Below are 19,949 nucleotides of genomic sequence, written 5' to 3'. Positions count from 1 at the left end.
TCATGGACTGGAACAACGATTTCGCACCATTGCAACTCTCCTCCAATGACGCACTCCCTTCGCTGGCTATTACTGTACTCAATGACTGGGGGATGATCACTGCGCATGGTAACGACAGTAAGTCATATCTACAAGGGCAAGTGACCTGTGATGTTGTCACCCTAGATCCAAGTCAATCGACTGTTGGCGCCCACTGTGACGCCAAAGGTAAAGTTTGGAGCGTATTTCAACTGTTTCATCATCGACAAGGTTATGCCATGTTGCAGCCTAAAGAGTTGATTGAAAAGGAATTGGCTGAATTAAAGAAATACGCGATTTTCTCTAAAGTCGAGTTTGAGCACAGCAAAGATACCTTACTCGGGGTTATGGGCGCAGACGCCGACAGCTTAATCAATAGCCTATCTGATCAAACCGGCGAGGTGCGCTCGATTGACGGCGGCACAGCCGTCAAAATAGACGCCAATCGTTGGCTACTGGCTTTAACTGAAGAGGCAGCGAAATCATTGGTTCTTGCTAGCGATGCGCCTAAGGTCGACTCAGCACTTTGGACCCTACTCGACATCAAGGCCGGTTATCCGCGCCTGACTGCAGAACAGCAAAACGAACATATTCCACAAGCGCTCAACGTTCAGGCACTAAATGGCATCAGCTTTAGCAAAGGCTGTTATACCGGACAAGAGACGGTGGCTCGCGCAAAATATCGCGGCATCAATAAACGTGCGCTATTCATTATCGAAGGCAGTGCTGAACAAACGATTGAGGCCAACGCAGAGTTAGAGCGCGCCGTCGGTGACAATTGGCGCAGTGCGGGTAAGTTACTGGCCAGCTATCGCTACAGTGACAATAAAGCGCTCGCCATTGCTGTGCTACCGAATAACCTTGAAGCTGATACCCAGTTGAGACTGAAACAGCAGCCTCAACAGCTATGGCGCTTTGCTCCCCTTCCCTATTCGCTAGAAGACAATGACTAACATCATTTCGACCCATATCACTCAATATCTGGAGTCGCAGCAGGTTCCATTTCGCCTGCTGCCACATCAAACCCCAGCCACCACCATAGAGGATGCCGCTAGGCAGCGTGGTATTCGCCCTGCGCAGATGGTCAAGTCGATAGTGATGCGTGATATGAGCAACCGATATGCGATTGCTTGTGCGCCCGGAGATCAGGCGGTCGATCCAAAGAAAGTGCGCTCCTTACTCGATTGGCGACGCATGACCTGTGTGGGAATGCAGGAGGTCGTCAGCCTCACGGGTTACCAAGTCGGCACTGTAGTGCCGATCCTGTTAAGGACTCCGATGGTGGTAGTTTTTGATCAACGGTTGCTGACCGAGCCAGAAGTCACGATCAGCAGCGGATCAAATATGGCTGGAGTCGCATTGCGCTGTGAAGATCTAGTACAACTCTGTCAGCCTATTGTCGGGGAGATCTGCCGTGACCAATGATGATTAGCGATAACGCGCTAGATTTTGCAATGGATTACATTTTAGCATGATCAGCTTCGCATCATTGGTTTCTAATGTTTAAATTATTATTCATTATTAAAGCATAAGTAGTCACGATTGCATTTTTGCAGTATGCTGCGGCTGTTGGTTAAAGAACGCGCTGCTTACGTTTTTGCGGCGCGACACATGAATGGATTGGAAGCTCTAATCTGACAAGTGTAAATCCTTCTCCAACAAAAAAGTGAATCCACTGATTGTTTCAGGACATCCACTTTTTGTGTAATGCATCTGTGACTATTCGCCCGCAAATTTTATGCGGGCTTTTTTTTAAACTTTTTTACACAATATTCACACCACGCCGATAAAGTTAAACTATTCTTAAAACTGTCATAAACATCAGGCCTAATAGGTCACGAATCATAATCCTCACCAGTTCCAATCACAGAACATAAATGAGGGAGCTATCACAGTTAATTGGATATTTATCCGTGTTTTTGCCTACAGCAACACAAATATCCACACAAAACTGTTTTTACTGCATATTCCACCATAAGAATCACACTATTGACGGTGGCAAATACGTATAATCTGCAGTGCTTGCTAAAAAGAAGGAAGGACGTATGAGACTGTTTAAGCGCTATACACCAGGTATGATTGCTAAACACATTAGCCGGCTATTTAAGGGAAGAATATACATCTATGGTGTGGGCAAGTTTGAGTTTGATAACGGTAAACTTATCCTGCCAGAAAAAGCAGAGACACGGCATTTCAAGACCGTCAAAGAAGTGAATCAAGAGGTGATGCGACTGCGCTGCGCCTACGCTTAACGAATTCAAAAAGGGTTGGCTCTGCCAACCCTTTATCATTTAAAGCTATGGTAATACCAAACAGCATAAATATCTGATCATTCTTGCTGGTCAAAATCGCTGATAGCGTCGTTGTAGCTATGTTTTCAAGAAATGGTGTAGGTAGGTCAACTAGCTAGCTGCAATCTATGCCTTGCTCTCAACGATTTTTCCTGCGCAATTATCTGAACACCTATTTATCCCGTTTGGTATAATTTATCGCTGCGGTGATTTCAGTGGTAGCGGCTTAGCCAATTCAGGCAAGCGTCCTTTAAGCCCCAATGCACGCTTCATTATTTCATCTTTAGCGCCGGGCAAGTGACCCGCTAATTTCATTCCCAATCCGCGGATCAGCTTTTTCGCAGGGTTGTCACCTTCAAACAGATCCTTAAAGCCTTGCATCGCAGCAATCATTTTTGCCGCTTCTGCTTTTCGCCAGCGCTCATAACCACGTAAATGACGGTGACTACCAAAGTCTTGTCCGCTTCGGTGTAGTTGGATCACCTCCTGAGCTAAACTCGCTGCATCTAGCAGGCCTAAGTTTACCCCTTGTCCTGCAAGCGGGTGAATGGTGTGTGCAGCGTCACCAACCAGCGCAACACGTGGGGCGACAAAGTCTCGTGCGTAGCGCATTTTTAGCGGAAACGCGAAACGCTCCCCCACGACCTCACATAAGCCGAGGCGATGATCAAACTCAGCGATCAAGGCTTTATTGAACTCCTGCTCAGGCATACTCACCAGCCGTTCAGCTCGATTCGGATCCGTTGACCAAACAATGGAGCATAAATGACTATCGCCAAGGGGAAGAAAAGCCAACGGACCTTGAGCAGTAAAAATTTGGCGAGCAACGCTTTGATGAGGGTCTTCGGTACGAATATTGGCCACAATCGCACTATGCCCGTAGTCCCAATGCGTCAGTGGAATATCTTGTTGCTTGCGTACCCAAGAGTTAGCACCATCCGCACCCACCACCAGCTTGGCAGTCAAGGCCTGACCATCATCCAGTGTAATCCACGCTTCGCGCTCACCAATGGCCAGAGTTTGGCACTGGGCAGGTAAATACAAAGAAACATTGTGCTGCTGTTTCACTTGCTCAAGGAGCGCCAATTGAATCACTCGATTCTCAACAATATGGCCTAAATCCGGTTGAGCCAGTTGCTGCGCTTCAAATTCAATACGAGCAAAGCTATCTTGCTCCCACACTTCCATCGCAGCGTAAGGCGCAGCGCGGCGCTCAACAATACCTTGCCATGCGCCTAGATTGCGCAAAATGACTTCACTCGAGCGACTTAGCGCAGAGACACGTACGTCCGGCAAAGCTTGCAGCTCACTCTCAGGTTCACGGCTTTCGATAACCGCTATGCGCAAATCCGTCTCTTTGAGCGCAGCAGCCAAAGCCAATCCAACCATGCCACCGCCAACGATCGCGATATCAACACTTTGCATCATTTCTTGTTGTCCTTTGTTGCCACTCTTAACGAGCGACTAAACCTAACGTTCTTTGTAATAGAGGGGCTTTGAGTAACGGTAGTGTATCCATCGCCGCGAGCCCAAGATTGCGCGCAATCCGTAACGAGAGATAATCGTTGGAAAAGAGATGCACTAAGCTTGAGGTCATGGTGATGGTGGCTTCTCTATCTGCTTGGCGCGCCTGCTGATACTGTTTTAGCGCTTGATAACAACCGGGATCATCCGCAAACAGAGCGATATGCTCCGTCAAGGTAGCGACGTCGCGAATTCCTAGATTAAAGCCTTGACCCGCAATCGGATGCAAGGTTTGCGCAGCATTTCCAACGACAGCGACGCGGTGTGAGATAGTCTGCTGACGATAGCGCAGTAGTAATGGATAACTGGCGCGCTGACCAACTTTGCTAATCTTACCTAATCGCCAACCAAACGCCTGTTGCAATGCCTGCTTGAATTCATCATCACTGGCTTTCATCATGGTCTTGGCCTGATCGGGGTCAAGACACCAGACCAGAGACATTCTTCCTTGAGACATCGGCAATAATGCGACCGGACCTGAGGTGGTAAAGCGCTCAAATGCTCTACCCAAATGCGCTTGCTCTGTGGCGATATTGGCAATGACCGCCACTTGAGCATAATCATGTTGATGTAGCTCTAGGCCTACCTGCTCACAACAGGTCGACGTCGCGCCGTCGGCAGCCACCAACAATTTAGCTTCGATTTGGCTATCATCACTTAGCTCTATCTTAACGCTATGTTGATTGCGTTCCAGTCGCTGCACGGCCGCATCAATCAGAGAGATATTTGGGTTCTGCTCCGCTTGTTGACGATAGAGGTTACCCACATCGGCCAGTTCAACGACGTAACCTAACGCCTCAACGCACAGCTGCTGACGAGTGATCTCCGTCATTCCTGCATGAGCGCGATCCGAGACATGAATGTGCTCAATGGGAGTGGCGAACTTACTGAACGCCTGCCATAAACCAAACTGTTTAAGAATCGCTACGGTGCCATAGCTAAGTGCAATCGAACGAGAGTCAAAACCGGGGTGCGCTTGATGATTGGTTTGGAAAGGGTCAATCACCGCAACAGATAACGGCGTCGGAGAAAGCTTATTTAGCGCTAAGGCTAAGGTCATACCGGCCATCGCACCCCCTGCGATGACCACGTCAAACTGCTTCATAGTGCTGCCTAATTAGTGAATCGTAGGTGCCGCTTGAGCCTCGACTTTACGGCCAAATTCAGCGTGAATGGTCAACACACAGGCTTTAACATGCTCGATCACTTGCTCAAGGAGCTGCGCTTGCTCTTCCATATCATCGTCTTCATCAATGCCAAGCTTAGCGATCTCTTCGAGGTCAGCCAGCGCCTCTTTTACGTCTGCAGCCGCTTTGCCGATCGGCGCGTTGATCAACCCAACGCCCGAAATAAAGTGGTTCACCCAGTCAGCAAGCGCATCCGCCACATCAAACAGAGTCGCGCTGGCTTCTTCATCAGGCAACAGCAGCTCTAGATCCATACCGGAGCCGGTTAATTCAACCACCGAGGCATCCAATGTGGATTGCGCAAGTTGCAGCACTTTACTCGGCCAGCCCATGCCTTCACTGACATAGTCATACACCAGTGGTTGCCAACTTTTATCCGTCAGGCTCAAACCGCCACTTAGCATGCCGGCGAGTAAACCGTGTAACTCAGCAGGATTGACCGCTAACCCAGCAGACTGCAGTTCGCTGGCAAATGTCAGATAATCGGGTAACTTGGTATCGCTCATCGCATAGACCTAAATCAGAGAAAATAACCTCAATCCTACCACTTACCACAGCGAGCGAAAACGAGTGATTACGCAATTGTGAGTAGCTTTTATCCAAATTGCCCAATTACTGTGTTTTTGCCCGCTGATTTCCAGTCGTGGGTGGGGAAAAGCTTGAATCTTAATACGCGTTTTTCTATAGTTTCCCCCTCGGTGATTATCTGCTTTATCACCTCAAGCAACAGATATAGAGTCGGTATGAGTAATCAAGCGGTAGAAGTGGAAATCTTAGGCAAGCATACTCTTGTTAACTGTCCTGCAGGGCAAGAAGAGTCTTTGATCAATGCCGCCAAGCGACTTGATGAGCGCCTAAAAGAGATGGCCGCGAAAACAAAAATCACTAACGAAGTTCAACTTTTGACGTTTGTTGCATTAAACTTTTGTCATGAGCTAGACGCTCGTGACAGTGATTCAAAGCAGGAACAAGATGCCTTATCTGAGCGAATGGAACAGCTCTCAGCATCGTTAGACAACGCAATCAGTAAAGTGAAGCCAGGACAGCAGTAAGCTTTACCAACAAATTTACCCTGGAGTGTGCGTGAGGGGATTAAGTCCCTGAGCCGATAAGCAATACCTAAGGGTTAGTACTTGATAGCTACTGAGCAAGCTCGGCTTGAACCGAGAAGCCTACGGTTATCTCTGCTGATCCGCCTTGAACCAGCTGGTTCAAGGGTCGATATCTCCAACGGCACTCTGGGGTATCCCTACTCGATACCCGACTAACATGGGTACAACTATGACTGTTTCTCGTCAACAAATCCGAGCCGATATCCGTAAAAAGCGCAACCAACTGCCGAGCGATACTCAGTATCTTGCCGGTCTGGATCTAGTCCGTCAGTTCGCGCAACTCCCAGAGCTACACTATGCCCAGCATATCGCTCTGTATCTCACCGCTGATGGCGAAATCGACACCAAGCCGCTGATCGAGTGGCTATGGCAACAAGGAAAATGTACCTATCTCCCTGTCATCCACCCTTTTTCCAAAGGGCATTTGCTGTTTCTTCGCTACCAAAGTGACACACCGATGGTGCTCAACCAATATTCGATTGCCGAACCTAAGCTAGACAAGACCCAAGTCTACCCAGTGGCCAACCTAGATTTAGTGTGTACTCCGTTAGTCGCCTTTGATCGTCAAGGACAACGCCTCGGCATGGGAGGCGGCTATTATGACCGTACGCTCGCTCCATGGTTCGCAACGGGTCAAGGTCCAAAGCCCATCGGACTTGCCCATGACTGCCAGCAAGTCGAGCAACTCCCGGCGGAGTCTTGGGATGTGCCACTGCCCAAAATAGTGACCCCGAGCCGTATCTGGGATTGGGAATAAGGGTGATTTGGCGATATAATCGCGCCGCAAACCATATTACTACCGCTTTTAGGAGATGAGCATGACTCAAGATGAAATGAAGAAAGAAGCTGGTTGGGCAGCACTGAAATATGTGACCGAAGGCAGTATTGTAGGTGTTGGTACTGGCTCGACCGTCAATCACTTCATCGATGCACTTGCCACTATGAAAGAAGAAATTAAAGGTGCAGTGTCAAGCTCTGAGGCATCAACAGAGAAGCTCAAAGCGCTAGGTATCGAAGTGTATGATTGTAATGACGTCGCCAAACTCGACATCTATGTTGATGGCGCCGATGAAATCAACCCAACTCGCGATATGATCAAAGGCGGTGGTGCCGCGTTAACGCGTGAAAAGATTGTTGCTGCCATTTCAGACAAGTTCGTTTGTATCGTCGACAACACCAAAGCGGTAGATGTACTTGGTCAGTTCCCACTGCCAGTCGAAGTCATTCCAATGGCTCGCTCTTACGTGGCGCGTGAATTAGTTAAGCTTGGCGGCGATCCTGCGTATCGTGAAGGCGTGATCACAGATAACGGCAACGTCATCCTTGATGTTCACCACATGAAGATTACCGACCCGAAAGCACTAGAAGACAAAATCAACGCAATTCCTGGGGTGGTAACGGTTGGGCTATTTGCTCATCGCGGCGCCGACGTGGTCATTACTGGCACGCCAGAAGGGGCGAAAATCGAAGAGTAATATCGATTTTTTTGTTATTTCATTACAAGCGGCGCCAATTGGCGCCGTTTTTTTCATTTTACTCAAGAAAAATTATGCCTTATTCCGTAATTTTCTTACCCAAACTGTATTTTTTTTGATAACTTAATGGTCAGAAGACGCACAAGGAAAACGTTTGCGTAATATTATAAGCCGTGCAAAACGTTTGCTTTATCTGCTTTAGCCCAATGTGCGCCAGTTAAGCCCAATTTCCCCACTTTAAGGAAGAAGACAATGGCCAAAGTTTCGCTGGAAAAAGATAAAATCAAGATTCTGTTGCTTGAAGGTCTGCACCCATCATCGGTAGAGGTCCTCCAAGCGGCTGGCTACAGCAACATCGAGTACCACAAAGGCTCTCTTGCCGAAGACGAGTTGCTCGAAGCAGTAAAAGACGTGCATTTTATCGGCATTCGCTCGCGTACCAACCTATCTGAAAAAGTCATCAACGCGGCAGAAAAACTGGTCGCGATTGGCTGCTTCTGTATCGGTACTAACCAAGTTGACCTCAAAGCTGCGGCTAGCCGTGGTATCCCTGTGTTCAATGCCCCATTCTCGAACACCCGCAGTGTCGCCGAATTGGTCTTGGGCCAAATACTACTGTTGTTGCGTGGCATTCCAGAGAAAAACGCACTAGCACACCGTGGTATCTGGAAGAAAAGCGCCGACAACTCTTACGAAGCACGTGGTAAGCGCCTGGGTATCATAGGTTATGGGCATATCGGTACCCAGCTCGGTATCATTGCCGAAAACTTAGGTATGCGTGTCTACTTCTATGACATCGAAAACAAACTATCACTCGGTAACGCCACTCAAGTACACACCATGAGCGAACTGCTCAATAAGTGTGATGTGATTTCGTTACACGTCCCAGAAACGCCAGAAACGAAAAACATGATGGGCGCTGAGGAATTTGCTCGCATGAAGCCAGGGGCTATTTTCATCAATGCGGCGCGCGGCACTGTGGTAGATATTGAAGCGTTATGCCATACCTTGGAATCAGGTCATCTGGCCGGGGCGGCCATCGATGTATTCCCAACTGAGCCAAAGACCAATGCCGATCCATTCGAATCGCCGCTACAAAAGTTCGACAACGTGATCCTGACGCCTCACGTCGGTGGCTCAACCCAGGAAGCGCAAGAGAACATTGGTGTCGAAGTCGCGGGCAAACTGGCCAAGTATTCAGACAATGGTTCAACGCTATCGAGCGTTAACTTCCCAGAGGTATCGCTTCCAGAGCATCGTGATTGTTCGCGCCTGCTGCATATTCACAAAAACCGCCCGGGTATCATGACGCAAATCAACACCATCTTTGCCGAAGAAGGGATCAACATTGCTGGTCAGTACCTACAGACCGCCGCTGACTTTGGTTACGTGGTGATTGACGTTGAAACCGAACGTTCAGAAGAAGCGTTGCTGAAACTGAAAAGTATCGAAGGCACGATTCGCGCTCGTATCCTTCACTAATAGAAAAGAAGACAAAAAAACCACCGCATTGGCGGTGGTTTTTTATTGCTGTAGTTTGTTCGATTAAGGCTTGAGTGCCCGCTCTCCACGAGCGATACCCACTACCCCACTTCGGGCCACTTCAATCACTTCGGTGACTTCTGAAATAGCTTGGATAAAGGCGTCCAGCTTTTCACTGGTACCCGCCATCTGTACGGTATATTGCGAGGCCGTCACATCGACTATCTGACCGCGAAAAATGTCAGCAGTGCGCTTTACCTCAGCACGAGAAAATCCACTCGCTTTCACTTTCACCATCATCAACTCACGTTCGATATGGTCCAACTCAGTCACTTCTTGCACTTTAAGCACATCAATCAGTTTGTTGAGTTGCTTCTGGATCTGCTCAAGCTCCATATCATCAGAAATGGTGGTGATGTTCAGTCGAGATAAGGTTTCATCATCAGTAGGCGAAACCGTCAATGACTCAATGTTGTAGGCACGCTGAGAAAACAAGCCAACCACTCGGGATAACGCACCCGGTTGGTTTTCCAATAGCAGTGAAATAATGTGTCTCATATTAAGTTCTCTCCGTTTTGCTTAGCCACATTTTGTCCATACCCTCACCTTTGATTTGCATCGGGTACACATGCTCGGTTTCATCCACACTGATGTCTACAAACACGAGACGATCTGTCATCTCTAGCGCCTGCTTAAGACCCGATTCAAGTTGATCCGGGGTTTCAATGCGAATACCGACATGACCATACGCTTCCGCGATGGCAGCAAAATCGGGAACAGAACTCATGTATGAGTTAGAGTGTCGGCCTTGGTAAATAATGTCTTGCCACTGTTTTACCATGCCGAGGAATCGGTTGTTTAAGTTAATGATCTTAACTGGAATATCATACTGAAGGGCCGTCGAGAGCTCTTGGATATTCATTTGAATACTGCCATCTCCGGTCACGACGACAACCTCTTCATCCGGTTTGGCAAATTTCACCCCCATTCCCGCTGGTAGACCAAAGCCCATGGTGCCTAGACCACCAGAGTTTATCCAGCGACGCGGCTTGTTGAACGGGTAGTAGAGGGCAGCAAACATTTGGTGCTGGCCAACATCGGAAGCGACGTAAGCGTCACCATTGGTCAGCTTGTGTAATGTCTCTATTACTTGTTGTGGTTTGATGCGTTCAGCCGAGGTTTCATAGCTCAGACACTGACGATCGCGCCAGCTTTGAATCTCATCCCACCAGCAATTTAATGCCTGTTGATCGTTAGTGCTACCTTGCTCTTCCAACAAACTGACCATGCTGTGTAACACTTTGTCGGCAGAGCCAACAATAGGGAGATCCGCTTTGACATTCTTAGAGATCGAAGAGGGATCGATATCGATATGCATGACCTTGGCATTAGGGCAATACTTCTCAAGGTTATTAGTGGTACGGTCGTCAAAGCGAACCCCAACACCAAAAATAAGGTCGGCTTTATGCATCGCCATATTCGCTTCATAAAGACCATGCATTCCCAACATACCTAATGAGTTTTTGTGTGTACCAGGGAATGCCCCCAAGCCCATCAAGGTGCTAACGACCGGAAGGTTGAGTGCTTCGGCCAGTTTAAGCAAAGGCTGTTCCGCTTCAGAGATAACGGCGCCGCCACCGACATAAAGTACCGGTTTTTTCGCTTCCAGCAGCGCTTTAAGGCCTTTTTTAATCTGACCTTTGTGTCCGCTAGTGGTCGGCTTGTAAGAGCGCATCGACAACGATTTTGGGTATTCGTAAGGTAGCTTCACCAAAGGATTCATCACATCTTTTGGCAAATCAATCAATACCGGGCCAGGTCGACCGGTGGTCGCAATGTAGAAGGCTTTTTTTACCGTTTCAGGGATGTCTTCGGCCTTTTTCACCAAAAAGCTATGCTTTACGACCGGGCGAGAAACACCAACAATATCACACTCTTGAAACGCGTCATTACCAATCATGTTATTTGGCACGTTGCCTGAAATAACAATCATTGGAATTGAGTCCATATAGGCTGTGGCTATACCAGTAATGGTATTGGTCGCACCAGGGCCAGAGCAGACCAGCACCACGCCAGGATTACCTGTTGCGCGTGCATAGCCATCGGCCATATGAGTCGCAGCTTGTTCATGACGAACAAGTACATGCTTAATTTGATCATCTTTCGCGTGCAGAGCATCGTAAATATCAAGTACAGATCCACCTGGGTAGCCAAAGATCTGCTCGACGCCTTCTTCGATCAGAGATTGAACTACCATCTCAGCACCGGACAACATTGCTGCCATATTTTTTCTCCTTAACCAATCAGCCACTGTATGAGGTCGACACAATGGGTTGGTTTTTCATAGTCTAGGTCTTATTCGTAGCCTAATTCGAAATACTTCCACTTTTTCGGCTATGCCTTGCTCACAGGTAACATAAAGCAAGGTTACGCAACAAATGTAACGCTTTCTTATCAAGGGGTCTAATGCGATTTTTGTCGCAAACTGCACTTTATTCTTTCAACAGACGTTTCATAACAAAACCACTTGGCTTATTGACGCGCAATTAGTGTTATTCACCAAATACAGTTAAAAATTCGCTCAATTATTTTGACAAACATTCCAAGTAATGAAGAGTGATGACGCCTCGGCCCCTGCCACTAAAGTGCCAAAAAAATCCCCCAGCCATCGAGATGATGTACTGGGGGATATTTGTTCAATCAGAAAATTAACACATAGATAAACTACTTTTTATCGGCCTTATCTGTGTACATTTCTTCGATTTCATCCTGATATTTGTCGTTAATGACTTTACGGCGAAGTTTCTGGGTTGGCGTCAGTTCACCAGCATCCATAGAGAATGCTTTGGGCAGCAACTTAAATTTTTTCACCTGCTCGAACTTAGCCAGCTCTTGTTGCAGATCGTTGACCCGCTTTTCCAGCATCTCAACAATTTGATGATGTTTCACCAACTCAACACGGTCGTGGTATTTGATGTTAAGTTCTTTGGCATACTCTTCGAGTGAGTCAAAGCAAGGGACGATCAACGCAGACACGAACTTTCGCGTATCCGCGATGACAGCGATCTGTTCAATAAAGTGATCTTTACCAATAGCCCCTTCAATCATTTGTGGGGCAATGTATTTTCCGCCCGATGTTTTCATCAGCTCTTTGATGCGGTCGGTAATAAACAAGTTGCCATTTTCATCAATATGACCGGCATCACCCGTTTTCAAAAAGCCGTGCTCATCAAATGTTTTGGCGGTTTCTTCTGGCATCTTGTAGTAACCGCGCATCACCATAGGTCCACGAACTAGGATCTCGTTGTTGTCGCCAATCTTAACTTGAGCGCCGGGCATCGACATCCCAATAGAGTCGGGGTTGAAGCATTTGTCATCCCAGCATGAAACCGTGGCTGTCGTTTCGGTCATACCGTAGCCCAACTTAACGTTGATTCCGATAGCGTGGAAGAAGCGCCCGATGGTTTCGTCTAGCTTGGCACCACCACAGGGCATAAAGTGGATATTGCCTCCAAGCAGAGCGCGAAGCTTAGACAACACCAGCTTGTCTGCCAAAGCGTGTGATTTCTTCAATATCAGCGAAGGCTTGCGACTCTCTTGATGACACACCGCCATCTTCGCGCCCATGTTCACAGCCCAAGTGAACAGCACTTTGCGGATAAACGGCGCTTTGGCCACTTTTTCGTGTATCGCTGAGAAGATCTTCTCGTAGAAGCGAGGAACTGCACACATGACAGTTGGACGCACTTGGCTCAGCGCATCGCGTACTTGCATGGTGTCTTGTAGGTAGCAGTTGGTTGCGCCCTTGTACAGCACGTAAAACGTCCAGGCGCGCTCAAAGACGTGCGACAGCGGTAAGAAACACAATGAGATATCCTGTTGCGACAGGCTCAAGCGTTGATCGTGGCCCTCTAGCTGTGCGGCGATATTAGCATAATCTAGCATCACCCCTTTAGGCTGACCTGTGGTGCCTGAAGTATAGATAAGCGTTAACAGATCATCGAAGTTTGCTTGGTCGAGGCGAGTATCAAGCTCTTGCTGGTGCGCTTGGTTCGCTTGGGCAATAAATTGCTGCCAAGAAGTAGCAAAGCTATGCTCACCAATGTTCACATCCTCTGACATGGCGACAATCAACTCGAGATCAGGGCACTGCTCAAAAATAGAGACAGCGGCATCAAATTGCGCCTGCTCACCGACAAACAGCACTCGTACATCGGCATTTTGCAAGATGTAGGCTGATTGAGCAGCGGTATTGGTCGGGTAAATCGGTACCGAAACAGCGCGCAGCTGCATTGCGGCAAAGTCAGCGACTGTCCACTGGGGCATGTTGTTGGAAAACATTCCGATTTTGTCTTGGACTCGAATGCCTTGAGCCAATAATGCAAGCGACAGCGCATCAACTTGCTGACCAAACTGCTTCCAGCTTATGCCGTTCCACATATTGCCTACTTTATGCTTGAGGGCAATGCGATCTTTGCCTTGTGCAATCTGGTCTCGAATTCGTTTTACGATATGAAAATCTAGGTTGGCCATTTTTACTACCTTTAGCTTACACCTGTAAGCTTTAATCAGCGCACAAGTGTACATTTCAAGTTAGAAAAGGCAACTGATGGGCGTCAAAGTTATCAATATAAATAGTAAAAAACCTTGAATGGCGCACACCATTCAAGGCTTTAGACATCAGGGTTGACGACGATTAGTTCAAAGCAACCACTTCACCACAGATCATCATTAATTGGTCACGCAGCCAGATGTGTCCTTTGTCTTTTTCGCTCGACTCATGCCAGCTCAAATAACCGCTGATCTTGCTGTTTTCGAATGGGAAGATCAGTATCTGTAATTGCTCCTTATTCGCCGCGTTTTCTACCATCCAACGAGGCGCGATAGTCACAAGTTCAGATTGGCCAACCACATATAGAACGTTGCTTAAACTCGTGCCTTCGTAATAAGCCTGAACATCGAGCTCGCGATAGGCCTGTTCAGAGAAGCTGCGCTGGCCGTGCACTTTAGACAGTTTCGCATGGCGCTCATTGGCAAGCATTTCAGCGCTAACGTCACCCTGAATGCGAGGGTGCCCCTTTGAAGTCACGACCACTAACTCATCTTGAAACATCTCTGTACTTGAGAAGCCTTGCTCATCAAAGCGAGCATAATCAATCACAAAATCAATCTCTTGATAGCGCATGCGTTCGGCAAGTCGACGATCAAACTCGGCATCTAGATGCAGTTGCACATTGGGCGCTTGCTGATGGATATTGGACATGATCTTTGGCGCAAAACGCATATCACACGGGCTACAAATCGCCAGTTTAAATAAGCGGGTTGAAGTCTCTGGAGAAAATACAGAGCTTGGCAGTTCGTTGCGGATCAGTTGCAACGCTTGGCGAATAGGGCCAAACAGTTGACGAGCGCGCTGGGTTGGCTGAATACCACGCCCCTGACGCATAAACAACTCGTCATTAAACATCACTTTTAGTCGAGCGACAGCATTGCTCACCGCAGGTTGAGACATCCCCAAGTTATGTGCTGCTCGCGTAATATTTTGTTCTTGCATCACAGCATCAAACACGGTTAGCAGGTTGAGATCTACTCCACGGAGAGTGCTTTCCATACGGTAACTAGCAATAGCTCCCATAGATTCTTTCTTTTCAATCATCGGCAAAGCCTCATTAATTCATAGTCGTAAGATTTGTTCATCGAAATCGGTTTGGAATAGAAAACCTGTGTTTCGTCTATCCGTTATATTTATGTGTCAGATATGTCGTGACGAATCGTTACTATCTACGAATCATTTGTTGCTTAGCAATAAGATTGACAATTAATCAGTATTTTTTATCTGGATATTCAATTTCACCTTATAATACATAAAGTTAAGCATTGGCTAAAAAAATATAAAGCAGGCCAATTTATAGATATATATAATAATTTGCTATTGTTTCGCACAGCAGTCATCAAGGTTGCAATTATGTCCATGAGTGATGAGTGAGCTCAAGATCCAAAACGGACATCAATTATTCACCCTTAACTGCTGTCCAAGCTAAGGCTATTGTTAAACGTGAGTCGCGTAACTTGGGAAGTCCACTTGAGCCCATAACTCCCGACACAAACGTGTCTTATCATCCCAATTGCCTTGCTTTATCCACTCAACAATCGCGGCAGCCACATTCGGGTAGTTGACACTCTCCGCGCTAGCCTCATCGAGCCAACAGCGAACAACCGAAGCATCCAGGTACTCCATACAAGTGGCCAGCCCGAGCTGTTCAAGTGTGGCGACGTTGCTTATTTGTTCAAATTGTCCGCTCAGAGGTTTAAGTAATAGCTTCTTCCCCAGTGTTAGCGCTTCCGATGGCAGTTCAAAGCCACCATTAGCAATCACTCCACTACAACGCACCAGATAATGATGAAAATGCTCGACGCTGAGTGGCAAAAACTCAATGTTGTCGATACGGCTCGGCTCGATGATTTCTGGATGAAAACAGACAAATGGCTGAGTCGTAAATCTGAGCAGTAAGTCAGTAATATCATCGAGATGCTCAAACGGTAGGTAGACCAAGATCATCGACTCTTCATCTCCGCGAGTTGGCTGTGTTGAGACGATGGGGGGTAAAATGGGTTGTTCAAAGTGATACCAATGTAAACCGATATGGTGTTGGGTCGGTGCAAAATGGCGTACGATCTGCTTATCCAGCCAACTAGCGCCCTTGAGCGGTACAGAGTAACGAAACGCATTTTGATGACTAATACTGATCGACGGCACACCATGTCTCTTGGCCGCCCAAGCAGAGACAGGTTCAAAGTCATTCAACACTAAGTCGTACTGCTCTAGCTCAAGCTGATTGACGTCTTGTGCAAACTGCCAAAGATTGTTGTGTGTCGCGGTCTTTAAATAGTTCACATGACCCTTTTCGCTGACAAAAGTAAACCCGCGACGCGTGGCGAAATCGCCAAAAGGTTCCATCGAAAAATACTTCGTCGGCTCTCGGCCGGTAAAAAGATAGTCAACATGAAAACCTTGCTGCGCTAGTTCGAGAGCCATCGCGCGAGCCCGGGCAATGTGACCATTCCCCGTGCCTTGGACTCCATATAATATCTTCATCTTTTAGCCTCCAACCAAAGCTAATGCCAACTGCGCGCAGCCGAGGCCAAGCAAGGCGCCTAAAATCACATCCGTTAAAAAGTGCACGCCTAAAAGCACACGCGCCGCACCAATTAAGCTCGCCCAAACAAACACAACACCAAACATCTGCGGATAGAAATGACTGGCGATCGTGGCCATTAAAAACGCGGCGGCGGTATGACCTGAGGGCAAGCTGTAGCGATCTGAAGGCGTAATATAGGAGGTGACTAAATCGGAAAGCTCTTGTGGACGACGTCGTTTAAATAAATTCTTGCACAGCCAATACACGGGCAGCTCTATCACAAAAGCAAGCAAGGCCGCAGTGACAAAGTATTGCCCTTCTCTCTCACCGAGGCTGTAAGCCATAATGCCGAGTAGCGCATATAGATGACCATCACCGGTATGCGAGATGGACTTACTCAGCCTAGAAATAGGCGGAGCGAACTTGTGGGTCAAGCAAAAAAGAGAAAATGCCAGATCAAACTTAGCAATCGGTTCTATCGAGCGCATCCATTACTCCTTTCTCTCATTCAGATACGCTCAATCTACTGATGCACAGTGACAGATCGGTGAAAGTTTCACGCCATTTCGATGACACAATGCTCTCGAGATAAGGTGATGATTTGCAGATATCCTGCGAACGACGCGGCGAGTTGAATAAAAAAACAACTTTAGGGTTGACGTGGCAAGTCGAGTGCGGTACTAATTTGTTAACTTAAATTTGTGGATAATTTAACGCCCATCAAGGAACCGTTAACAATGATCAAGCATTTTTCTCTCCTGCTGAGCCTCCTCCTTATCGTGACCAAATCGCGCGGGTAGGCTGTGGAAGAAAAATAACCACACAGAATGACACTAAACCCGCACTCAGATGCGGGTTTTTTTATACCTAACTTTTTGCAAAGTAATGGAAGTAAACGATTAACTGATGGCAAACACATCAAGTCACTAAGGAAGCAAACATGAACGATCAAGTCATAATTTTCGACACCACATTACGTGATGGCGAACAAGCGTTGTCAGCAAGTTTGACGGTTAAAGAGAAACTGCAAATTGCCTATGCGCTTGAAAGGCTCGGCGTTGATGTGATTGAGGCGGGCTTCCCTGTTTCGTCTCCTGGTGACTTTGAATCAGTACAAACCATCGCGCGCAACATCAAGAACAGCAGAATCTGTGCACTTTCGCGTGCCGTCGCGAAAGACATTGATGCCGCCGCAGAAGCACTAAAAGTGGCTGACCAATTCCGCATTCACACCTTCATCTCCACATCAACTGTTCACGTTCAAGACAAACTTCGCCGCAGCTACGATGACGTGGTGGAAATGGGCGTTAAAGCCGTAAAACACGCTCGTAATTACACCGACGATGTCGAGTTTTCATGCGAAGATGCAGGGCGTACGCCAATTGACAACCTATGTCGCATGGTCGAAGCAGCCATCGACGCGGGCGCAAGCACGATCAATATTCCTGATACGGTCGGCTACACTGTTCCCAATGAGTTTGGCGGCATTATTCAAACCCTATTCAACCGAGTACCAAACATAGACAAGGCGATCATTTCTGTTCACTGCCATGATGACTTAGGTATGTCGGTGGCCAACTCTATCGCTGCCGTACAAGCCGGCGCACGTCAAATTGAAGGCACCATCAATGGCATCGGTGAACGCGCAGGTAACTGTTCGCTAGAAGAGATCGCGATGATCATCAAAACCCGTCAGGAGTTTTTAGGTGTTCATACTGGTTTGAAACACGAAGAGATTCACCGCACCAGTAAACTGGTCAGCCAGCTGTGTAATATGCCAATCCAAAGTAACAAAGCAATTGTTGGTGCCAACGCGTTTAGCCACTCTTCGGGGATTCACCAAGATGGCATGTTAAAGAACAAGAATACCTATGAAATCATGACCCCCGAGTCAATCGGCCTTAAGAATCAGGCGTTGAACTTAACCAGTCGCAGTGGTCGTGCGGCAGTGAAAAGTCATATGGATTCCATGGGTTATAAAGAAGAAGAGTACAACCTAGATGCACTGTATGAAGACTTCTTGAAACTGGCTGACCGTAAAGGCCAAGTATTCGACTACGACCTAGAAGCCCTAATGCACTTCTCGAACTTACGCGAAGAAGACGATTTCTATAAATTGAACTACCTAAGTGTTCAGTCAGGCAGTGTTATGGCCACCACAAGCATTAAGCTACAGTGTGGTGACGAGGAGCAATCTGAAGCCGCGGTGGGTAATGGTCCGGTGGATGCGCTATACCAATGTATCTATCGCGTCACGGGTTATGATATTGTTCTAGATAAGTTTGACTTAACCGCCAAAGGCGAAGGCGAAGATGGTTTAGGACAAGCCGATATCATTGCCAACTACAAAGGTCGCAAGTACCACGGTACTGGTGTTTCCACCGATATCGTCGAGGCATCGGGCCAAGCACTGCTGCATGTTATCAATAGCATCCACCGCGCTGACAAGATCGCCGAAATCAAACAGAAAAAAATCGCTACAGTATAACAAGAGACTCCAGGGACGTGAGTACTCTGGAGCGCAATAAAAATTAAAGGATTAACATGACAGACAAATCATACAAAATTGCCGTCCTCGCTGGTGACGGCATTGGCCCAGAAGTCATGGCGCAAGCGAACAAGGTGCTTGACGCTATCGAGAAAAAGCATGCGATTGAGTTTGTTCGCGAAGCGCACGACGTAGGCGGTATCGCTATCGACAACCATGGCTGCCCTCTGCCGGATAGCACAGTAAAAGCCTGTGAAGAATCCGATGCCGTCCTTTTTGGCTCGGTTGGCGGCCCTAAGTGGGAACACCTTCCACCGAATGACCAACCAGAGCGCGGCGCACTCCTGCCACTGCGTAAGCACTTCCAACTGTTTTGTAACCTACGACCTGCTCAGATCCATAAAGGTCTGGAAGCCTTTTCACCGCTGCGCGCAGACATCTCTGAACGTGGCTTTGATATCGTGGTCGTCCGTGAGCTCACTGGCGGTATCTACTTTGGTCAGCCAAAAGGCCGTGAAGGTGAAGGTCCAAACGAGAAAGCTTTCGATACTGAGGTTTATCACCGCTTTGAGATAGAGCGTATCGCAAAAATTGCGTTCGAATCGGCTCGTCTACGAAATAAAAAAGTCTGTTCGATAGATAAAGCGAACGTACTGCAAAGCTCTATTCTTTGGCGTGAAGTAGTCGAACAAGTCGCAAAAGATTATCCGGATGTCGAGCTGTCACATATGTACATCGACAATGCGACTATGCAGCTGATTAAAGATCCCTCGCAATTTGACGTCATGCTATGTTCAAACATCTTTGGCGACATCATCTCTGACGAATGTGCGATGATCACTGGCTCTATGGGTATGCTACCTTCTGCATCTCTGAACGAAAGTAAGTTTGGTCTTTACGAACCGGCTGGCGGCAGTGCACCAGATATCGCAGGTAAAAACATTGCTAACCCAGTGGCGCAAATCCTTTCCGCTGCGCTGATGCTTCGCTACAGCTTAGGAGAAGAAGCGGCTGCACAAGATATTGAGACCGCTGTTTCTAAAGCGCTATCAGCAGGCGAGCTGACTGGCGACCTGTCGGGAGACAAGCCGGCACTTTCGACTTCAGAGATGGGCGATAAAATCGCTGAGTACATCTTAAACTCTTAGTTCCTAAATACACAAACACAACAGATTAAAGTCGTCAGTAAAAACACAAAACCAATGGCAGAGGTACTTCCTCTAAGTCATTGGT

The 19,949-nt window shown here is 47.6% G+C and carries 18 protein-coding genes and 1 other RNA gene; 10 read left to right on the top strand and 9 right to left on the bottom strand.

Annotated elements, in window-relative coordinates:
• Positions 1-2 precede the first annotated feature (2 nt).
• The 3 genes from ygfZ to MTO69_RS02190 all read left to right on the top strand — a co-directional run bounded on the left by ygfZ (position 3) and on the right by MTO69_RS02190 (position 2,270).
• Positions 3-971, top strand: coding sequence for a tRNA-modifying protein YgfZ (gene ygfZ, locus MTO69_RS02200; protein ID WP_248330725.1), 969 nt, complete (start codon positions 3-5; stop codon positions 969-971).
• Positions 964-1,443, top strand: coding sequence for an aminoacyl-tRNA deacylase (locus tag MTO69_RS02195; protein ID WP_248330723.1), 480 nt, complete (start codon positions 964-966; stop codon positions 1,441-1,443). The genes ygfZ and MTO69_RS02195 overlap by 8 nt, the downstream gene beginning before the upstream one ends.
• 620 nt (positions 1,444-2,063) lie before the next feature.
• Positions 2,064-2,270: a DUF1107 domain-containing protein gene (locus MTO69_RS02190; RefSeq protein ID WP_248330721.1), complete on the top strand. Its 207-nt coding sequence runs from the start codon at positions 2,064-2,066 to the stop codon at positions 2,268-2,270.
• Between the two features lie 234 nt (positions 2,271-2,504).
• Here MTO69_RS02190 and MTO69_RS02185 read toward each other — a convergent pair whose 3' ends face one another.
• The 3 genes from MTO69_RS02185 to MTO69_RS02175 are packed head-to-tail and all read right to left on the bottom strand — an operon-like array spanning position 2,505 to position 5,526.
• The gene (locus MTO69_RS02185; RefSeq protein WP_248330719.1) at positions 2,505-3,737 is read right to left on the bottom strand and encodes an FAD-dependent 2-octaprenylphenol hydroxylase; all 1,233 of its coding nucleotides are present in this window, start codon (positions 3,735-3,737) and stop codon (positions 2,505-2,507) included.
• Between the two features lie 25 nt (positions 3,738-3,762).
• Positions 3,763-4,938, bottom strand: coding sequence for a 2-octaprenyl-6-methoxyphenyl hydroxylase (ubiH, locus tag MTO69_RS02180; protein ID WP_248330717.1), 1,176 nt, complete (start codon positions 4,936-4,938; stop codon positions 3,763-3,765).
• Between the two features lie 12 nt (positions 4,939-4,950).
• Positions 4,951-5,526: a YecA family protein gene (locus MTO69_RS02175; RefSeq protein WP_248330715.1), complete on the bottom strand. Its 576-nt coding sequence runs from the start codon at positions 5,524-5,526 to the stop codon at positions 4,951-4,953.
• Positions 5,527-5,763: 237 nt separating this feature from the next.
• Between MTO69_RS02175 and MTO69_RS02170 the strand changes: the two genes are divergently transcribed.
• The 5 genes from MTO69_RS02170 to serA all read left to right on the top strand — a co-directional run bounded on the left by MTO69_RS02170 (position 5,764) and on the right by serA (position 9,089).
• On the top strand, positions 5,764-6,072 hold the full coding sequence (locus MTO69_RS02170; RefSeq protein WP_248330713.1) for a cell division protein ZapA: 309 nt from the start codon (positions 5,764-5,766) through the stop codon (positions 6,070-6,072).
• Positions 6,073-6,086: 14 nt separating this feature from the next.
• Positions 6,087-6,269, top strand: a non-coding RNA gene (gene ssrS / locus MTO69_RS02165) — 6S RNA.
• A gap of 32 nt (positions 6,270-6,301) precedes the next feature.
• A complete protein-coding gene (locus MTO69_RS02160; RefSeq protein ID WP_248330711.1) occupies positions 6,302-6,889 on the top strand; it encodes a 5-formyltetrahydrofolate cyclo-ligase in 588 nt (195 codons plus the stop codon).
• 61 nt (positions 6,890-6,950) lie between these two features.
• On the top strand, positions 6,951-7,607 hold the full coding sequence (gene rpiA, locus MTO69_RS02155) for a ribose-5-phosphate isomerase RpiA (protein WP_248330709.1): 657 nt from the start codon (positions 6,951-6,953) through the stop codon (positions 7,605-7,607).
• Positions 7,608-7,859: 252 nt separating this feature from the next.
• Positions 7,860-9,089, top strand: coding sequence for a phosphoglycerate dehydrogenase (gene serA, locus MTO69_RS02150; RefSeq protein ID WP_248330707.1), 1,230 nt, complete (start codon positions 7,860-7,862; stop codon positions 9,087-9,089).
• 63 nt (positions 9,090-9,152) lie between these two features.
• On the opposite strand, the gene ilvN is transcribed toward serA, so the two are convergent.
• The 6 genes from ilvN to MTO69_RS02120 form a co-directional block, all read right to left on the bottom strand.
• Complete coding sequence (gene ilvN, locus MTO69_RS02145) at positions 9,153-9,647, bottom strand: acetolactate synthase small subunit (protein ID WP_038174270.1); 495 nt, start codon at positions 9,645-9,647, stop codon at positions 9,153-9,155.
• Between the two features lies 1 nt (position 9,648).
• Positions 9,649-11,373 (bottom strand): acetolactate synthase 3 large subunit, encoded by a 1,725-nt coding sequence (locus MTO69_RS02140; RefSeq protein ID WP_248330705.1) that lies wholly within the window; start codon positions 11,371-11,373, stop codon positions 9,649-9,651.
• Between the two features lie 440 nt (positions 11,374-11,813).
• Complete coding sequence (locus MTO69_RS02135) at positions 11,814-13,622, bottom strand: AMP-dependent synthetase/ligase (RefSeq protein WP_248330703.1); 1,809 nt, start codon at positions 13,620-13,622, stop codon at positions 11,814-11,816.
• 163 nt (positions 13,623-13,785) lie between these two features.
• On the bottom strand, positions 13,786-14,745 hold the full coding sequence (gene leuO / locus MTO69_RS02130) for a transcriptional regulator LeuO (RefSeq protein ID WP_248330701.1): 960 nt from the start codon (positions 14,743-14,745) through the stop codon (positions 13,786-13,788).
• Positions 14,746-15,138: 393 nt separating this feature from the next.
• Positions 15,139-16,185: an MJ1255/VC2487 family glycosyltransferase gene (locus MTO69_RS02125; RefSeq protein WP_248330699.1), complete on the bottom strand. Its 1,047-nt coding sequence runs from the start codon at positions 16,183-16,185 to the stop codon at positions 15,139-15,141.
• A 3-nt stretch (positions 16,186-16,188) separates the two neighbouring features.
• Positions 16,189-16,716 carry a phosphatase PAP2 family protein gene (locus tag MTO69_RS02120; RefSeq protein WP_248330697.1) on the bottom strand — a complete coding sequence of 176 codons (528 nt, stop codon included), beginning with the start codon at positions 16,714-16,716 and terminating at the stop codon, positions 16,189-16,191.
• Between the two features lie 452 nt (positions 16,717-17,168).
• Here MTO69_RS02120 and leuA point away from each other — a divergent pair, with 452 nt between their 5' ends.
• Together leuA and leuB are read left to right on the top strand one after the other, a co-directional pair.
• Positions 17,169-18,716 carry a 2-isopropylmalate synthase gene (gene leuA / locus MTO69_RS02115; protein WP_248330695.1) on the top strand — a complete coding sequence of 516 codons (1,548 nt, stop codon included), beginning with the start codon at positions 17,169-17,171 and terminating at the stop codon, positions 18,714-18,716.
• Between the two features lie 56 nt (positions 18,717-18,772).
• Positions 18,773-19,864, top strand: a complete 1,092-nt coding sequence (gene leuB / locus MTO69_RS02110; RefSeq protein WP_248330693.1) for a 3-isopropylmalate dehydrogenase — start codon at positions 18,773-18,775, stop codon at positions 19,862-19,864.
• Positions 19,865-19,949 lie beyond the last annotated feature (85 nt).

Origin of the sequence: Vibrio sinaloensis, assembly GCF_023195835.1 — a bacterium.
Classification (GTDB): Bacteria; Pseudomonadota; Gammaproteobacteria; order Enterobacterales; family Vibrionaceae; genus Vibrio; species Vibrio sinaloensis_C.
Note: the sequence above shows the minus strand (reverse complement) of the source record. Positions and strands in the feature narration are given on the sequence as shown.

Bases quoted from the DNA above. Each gene is read 5' to 3' on its own strand.
- ygfZ (WP_248330725.1), top strand. From the start codon at position 3: ATGGACTGGAACAACGATTTCGCACCATTGCAACTCTCCTCCAATGAC.
- MTO69_RS02195 (WP_248330723.1), top strand. From the start codon at position 964: ATGACTAACATCATTTCGACCCATATCACTCAATATCTGGAGTCGCAG.
- MTO69_RS02190 (WP_248330721.1), top strand. From the start codon at position 2,064: ATGAGACTGTTTAAGCGCTATACACCAGGTATGATTGCTAAACACATT.
- MTO69_RS02185 (WP_248330719.1), bottom strand. From the start codon at position 3,737: ATGATGCAAAGTGTTGATATCGCGATCGTTGGCGGTGGCATGGTTGGA.
- ubiH (WP_248330717.1), bottom strand. From the start codon at position 4,938: ATGAAGCAGTTTGACGTGGTCATCGCAGGGGGTGCGATGGCCGGTATG.
- MTO69_RS02175 (WP_248330715.1), bottom strand. From the start codon at position 5,526: ATGAGCGATACCAAGTTACCCGATTATCTGACATTTGCCAGCGAACTG.
- MTO69_RS02170 (WP_248330713.1), top strand. From the start codon at position 5,764: ATGAGTAATCAAGCGGTAGAAGTGGAAATCTTAGGCAAGCATACTCTT.
- MTO69_RS02160 (WP_248330711.1), top strand. From the start codon at position 6,302: ATGACTGTTTCTCGTCAACAAATCCGAGCCGATATCCGTAAAAAGCGC.
- rpiA (WP_248330709.1), top strand. From the start codon at position 6,951: ATGACTCAAGATGAAATGAAGAAAGAAGCTGGTTGGGCAGCACTGAAA.
- serA (WP_248330707.1), top strand. From the start codon at position 7,860: ATGGCCAAAGTTTCGCTGGAAAAAGATAAAATCAAGATTCTGTTGCTT.
- ilvN (WP_038174270.1), bottom strand. From the start codon at position 9,647: ATGAGACACATTATTTCACTGCTATTGGAAAACCAACCGGGTGCGTTA.
- MTO69_RS02140 (WP_248330705.1), bottom strand. From the start codon at position 11,373: ATGGCAGCAATGTTGTCCGGTGCTGAGATGGTAGTTCAATCTCTGATC.
- MTO69_RS02135 (WP_248330703.1), bottom strand. From the start codon at position 13,622: ATGGCCAACCTAGATTTTCATATCGTAAAACGAATTCGAGACCAGATT.
- leuO (WP_248330701.1), bottom strand. From the start codon at position 14,745: ATGATTGAAAAGAAAGAATCTATGGGAGCTATTGCTAGTTACCGTATG.
- MTO69_RS02125 (WP_248330699.1), bottom strand. From the start codon at position 16,185: ATGAAGATATTATATGGAGTCCAAGGCACGGGGAATGGTCACATTGCC.
- MTO69_RS02120 (WP_248330697.1), bottom strand. From the start codon at position 16,716: ATGCGCTCGATAGAACCGATTGCTAAGTTTGATCTGGCATTTTCTCTT.
- leuA (WP_248330695.1), top strand. From the start codon at position 17,169: ATGAACGATCAAGTCATAATTTTCGACACCACATTACGTGATGGCGAA.
- leuB (WP_248330693.1), top strand. From the start codon at position 18,773: ATGACAGACAAATCATACAAAATTGCCGTCCTCGCTGGTGACGGCATT.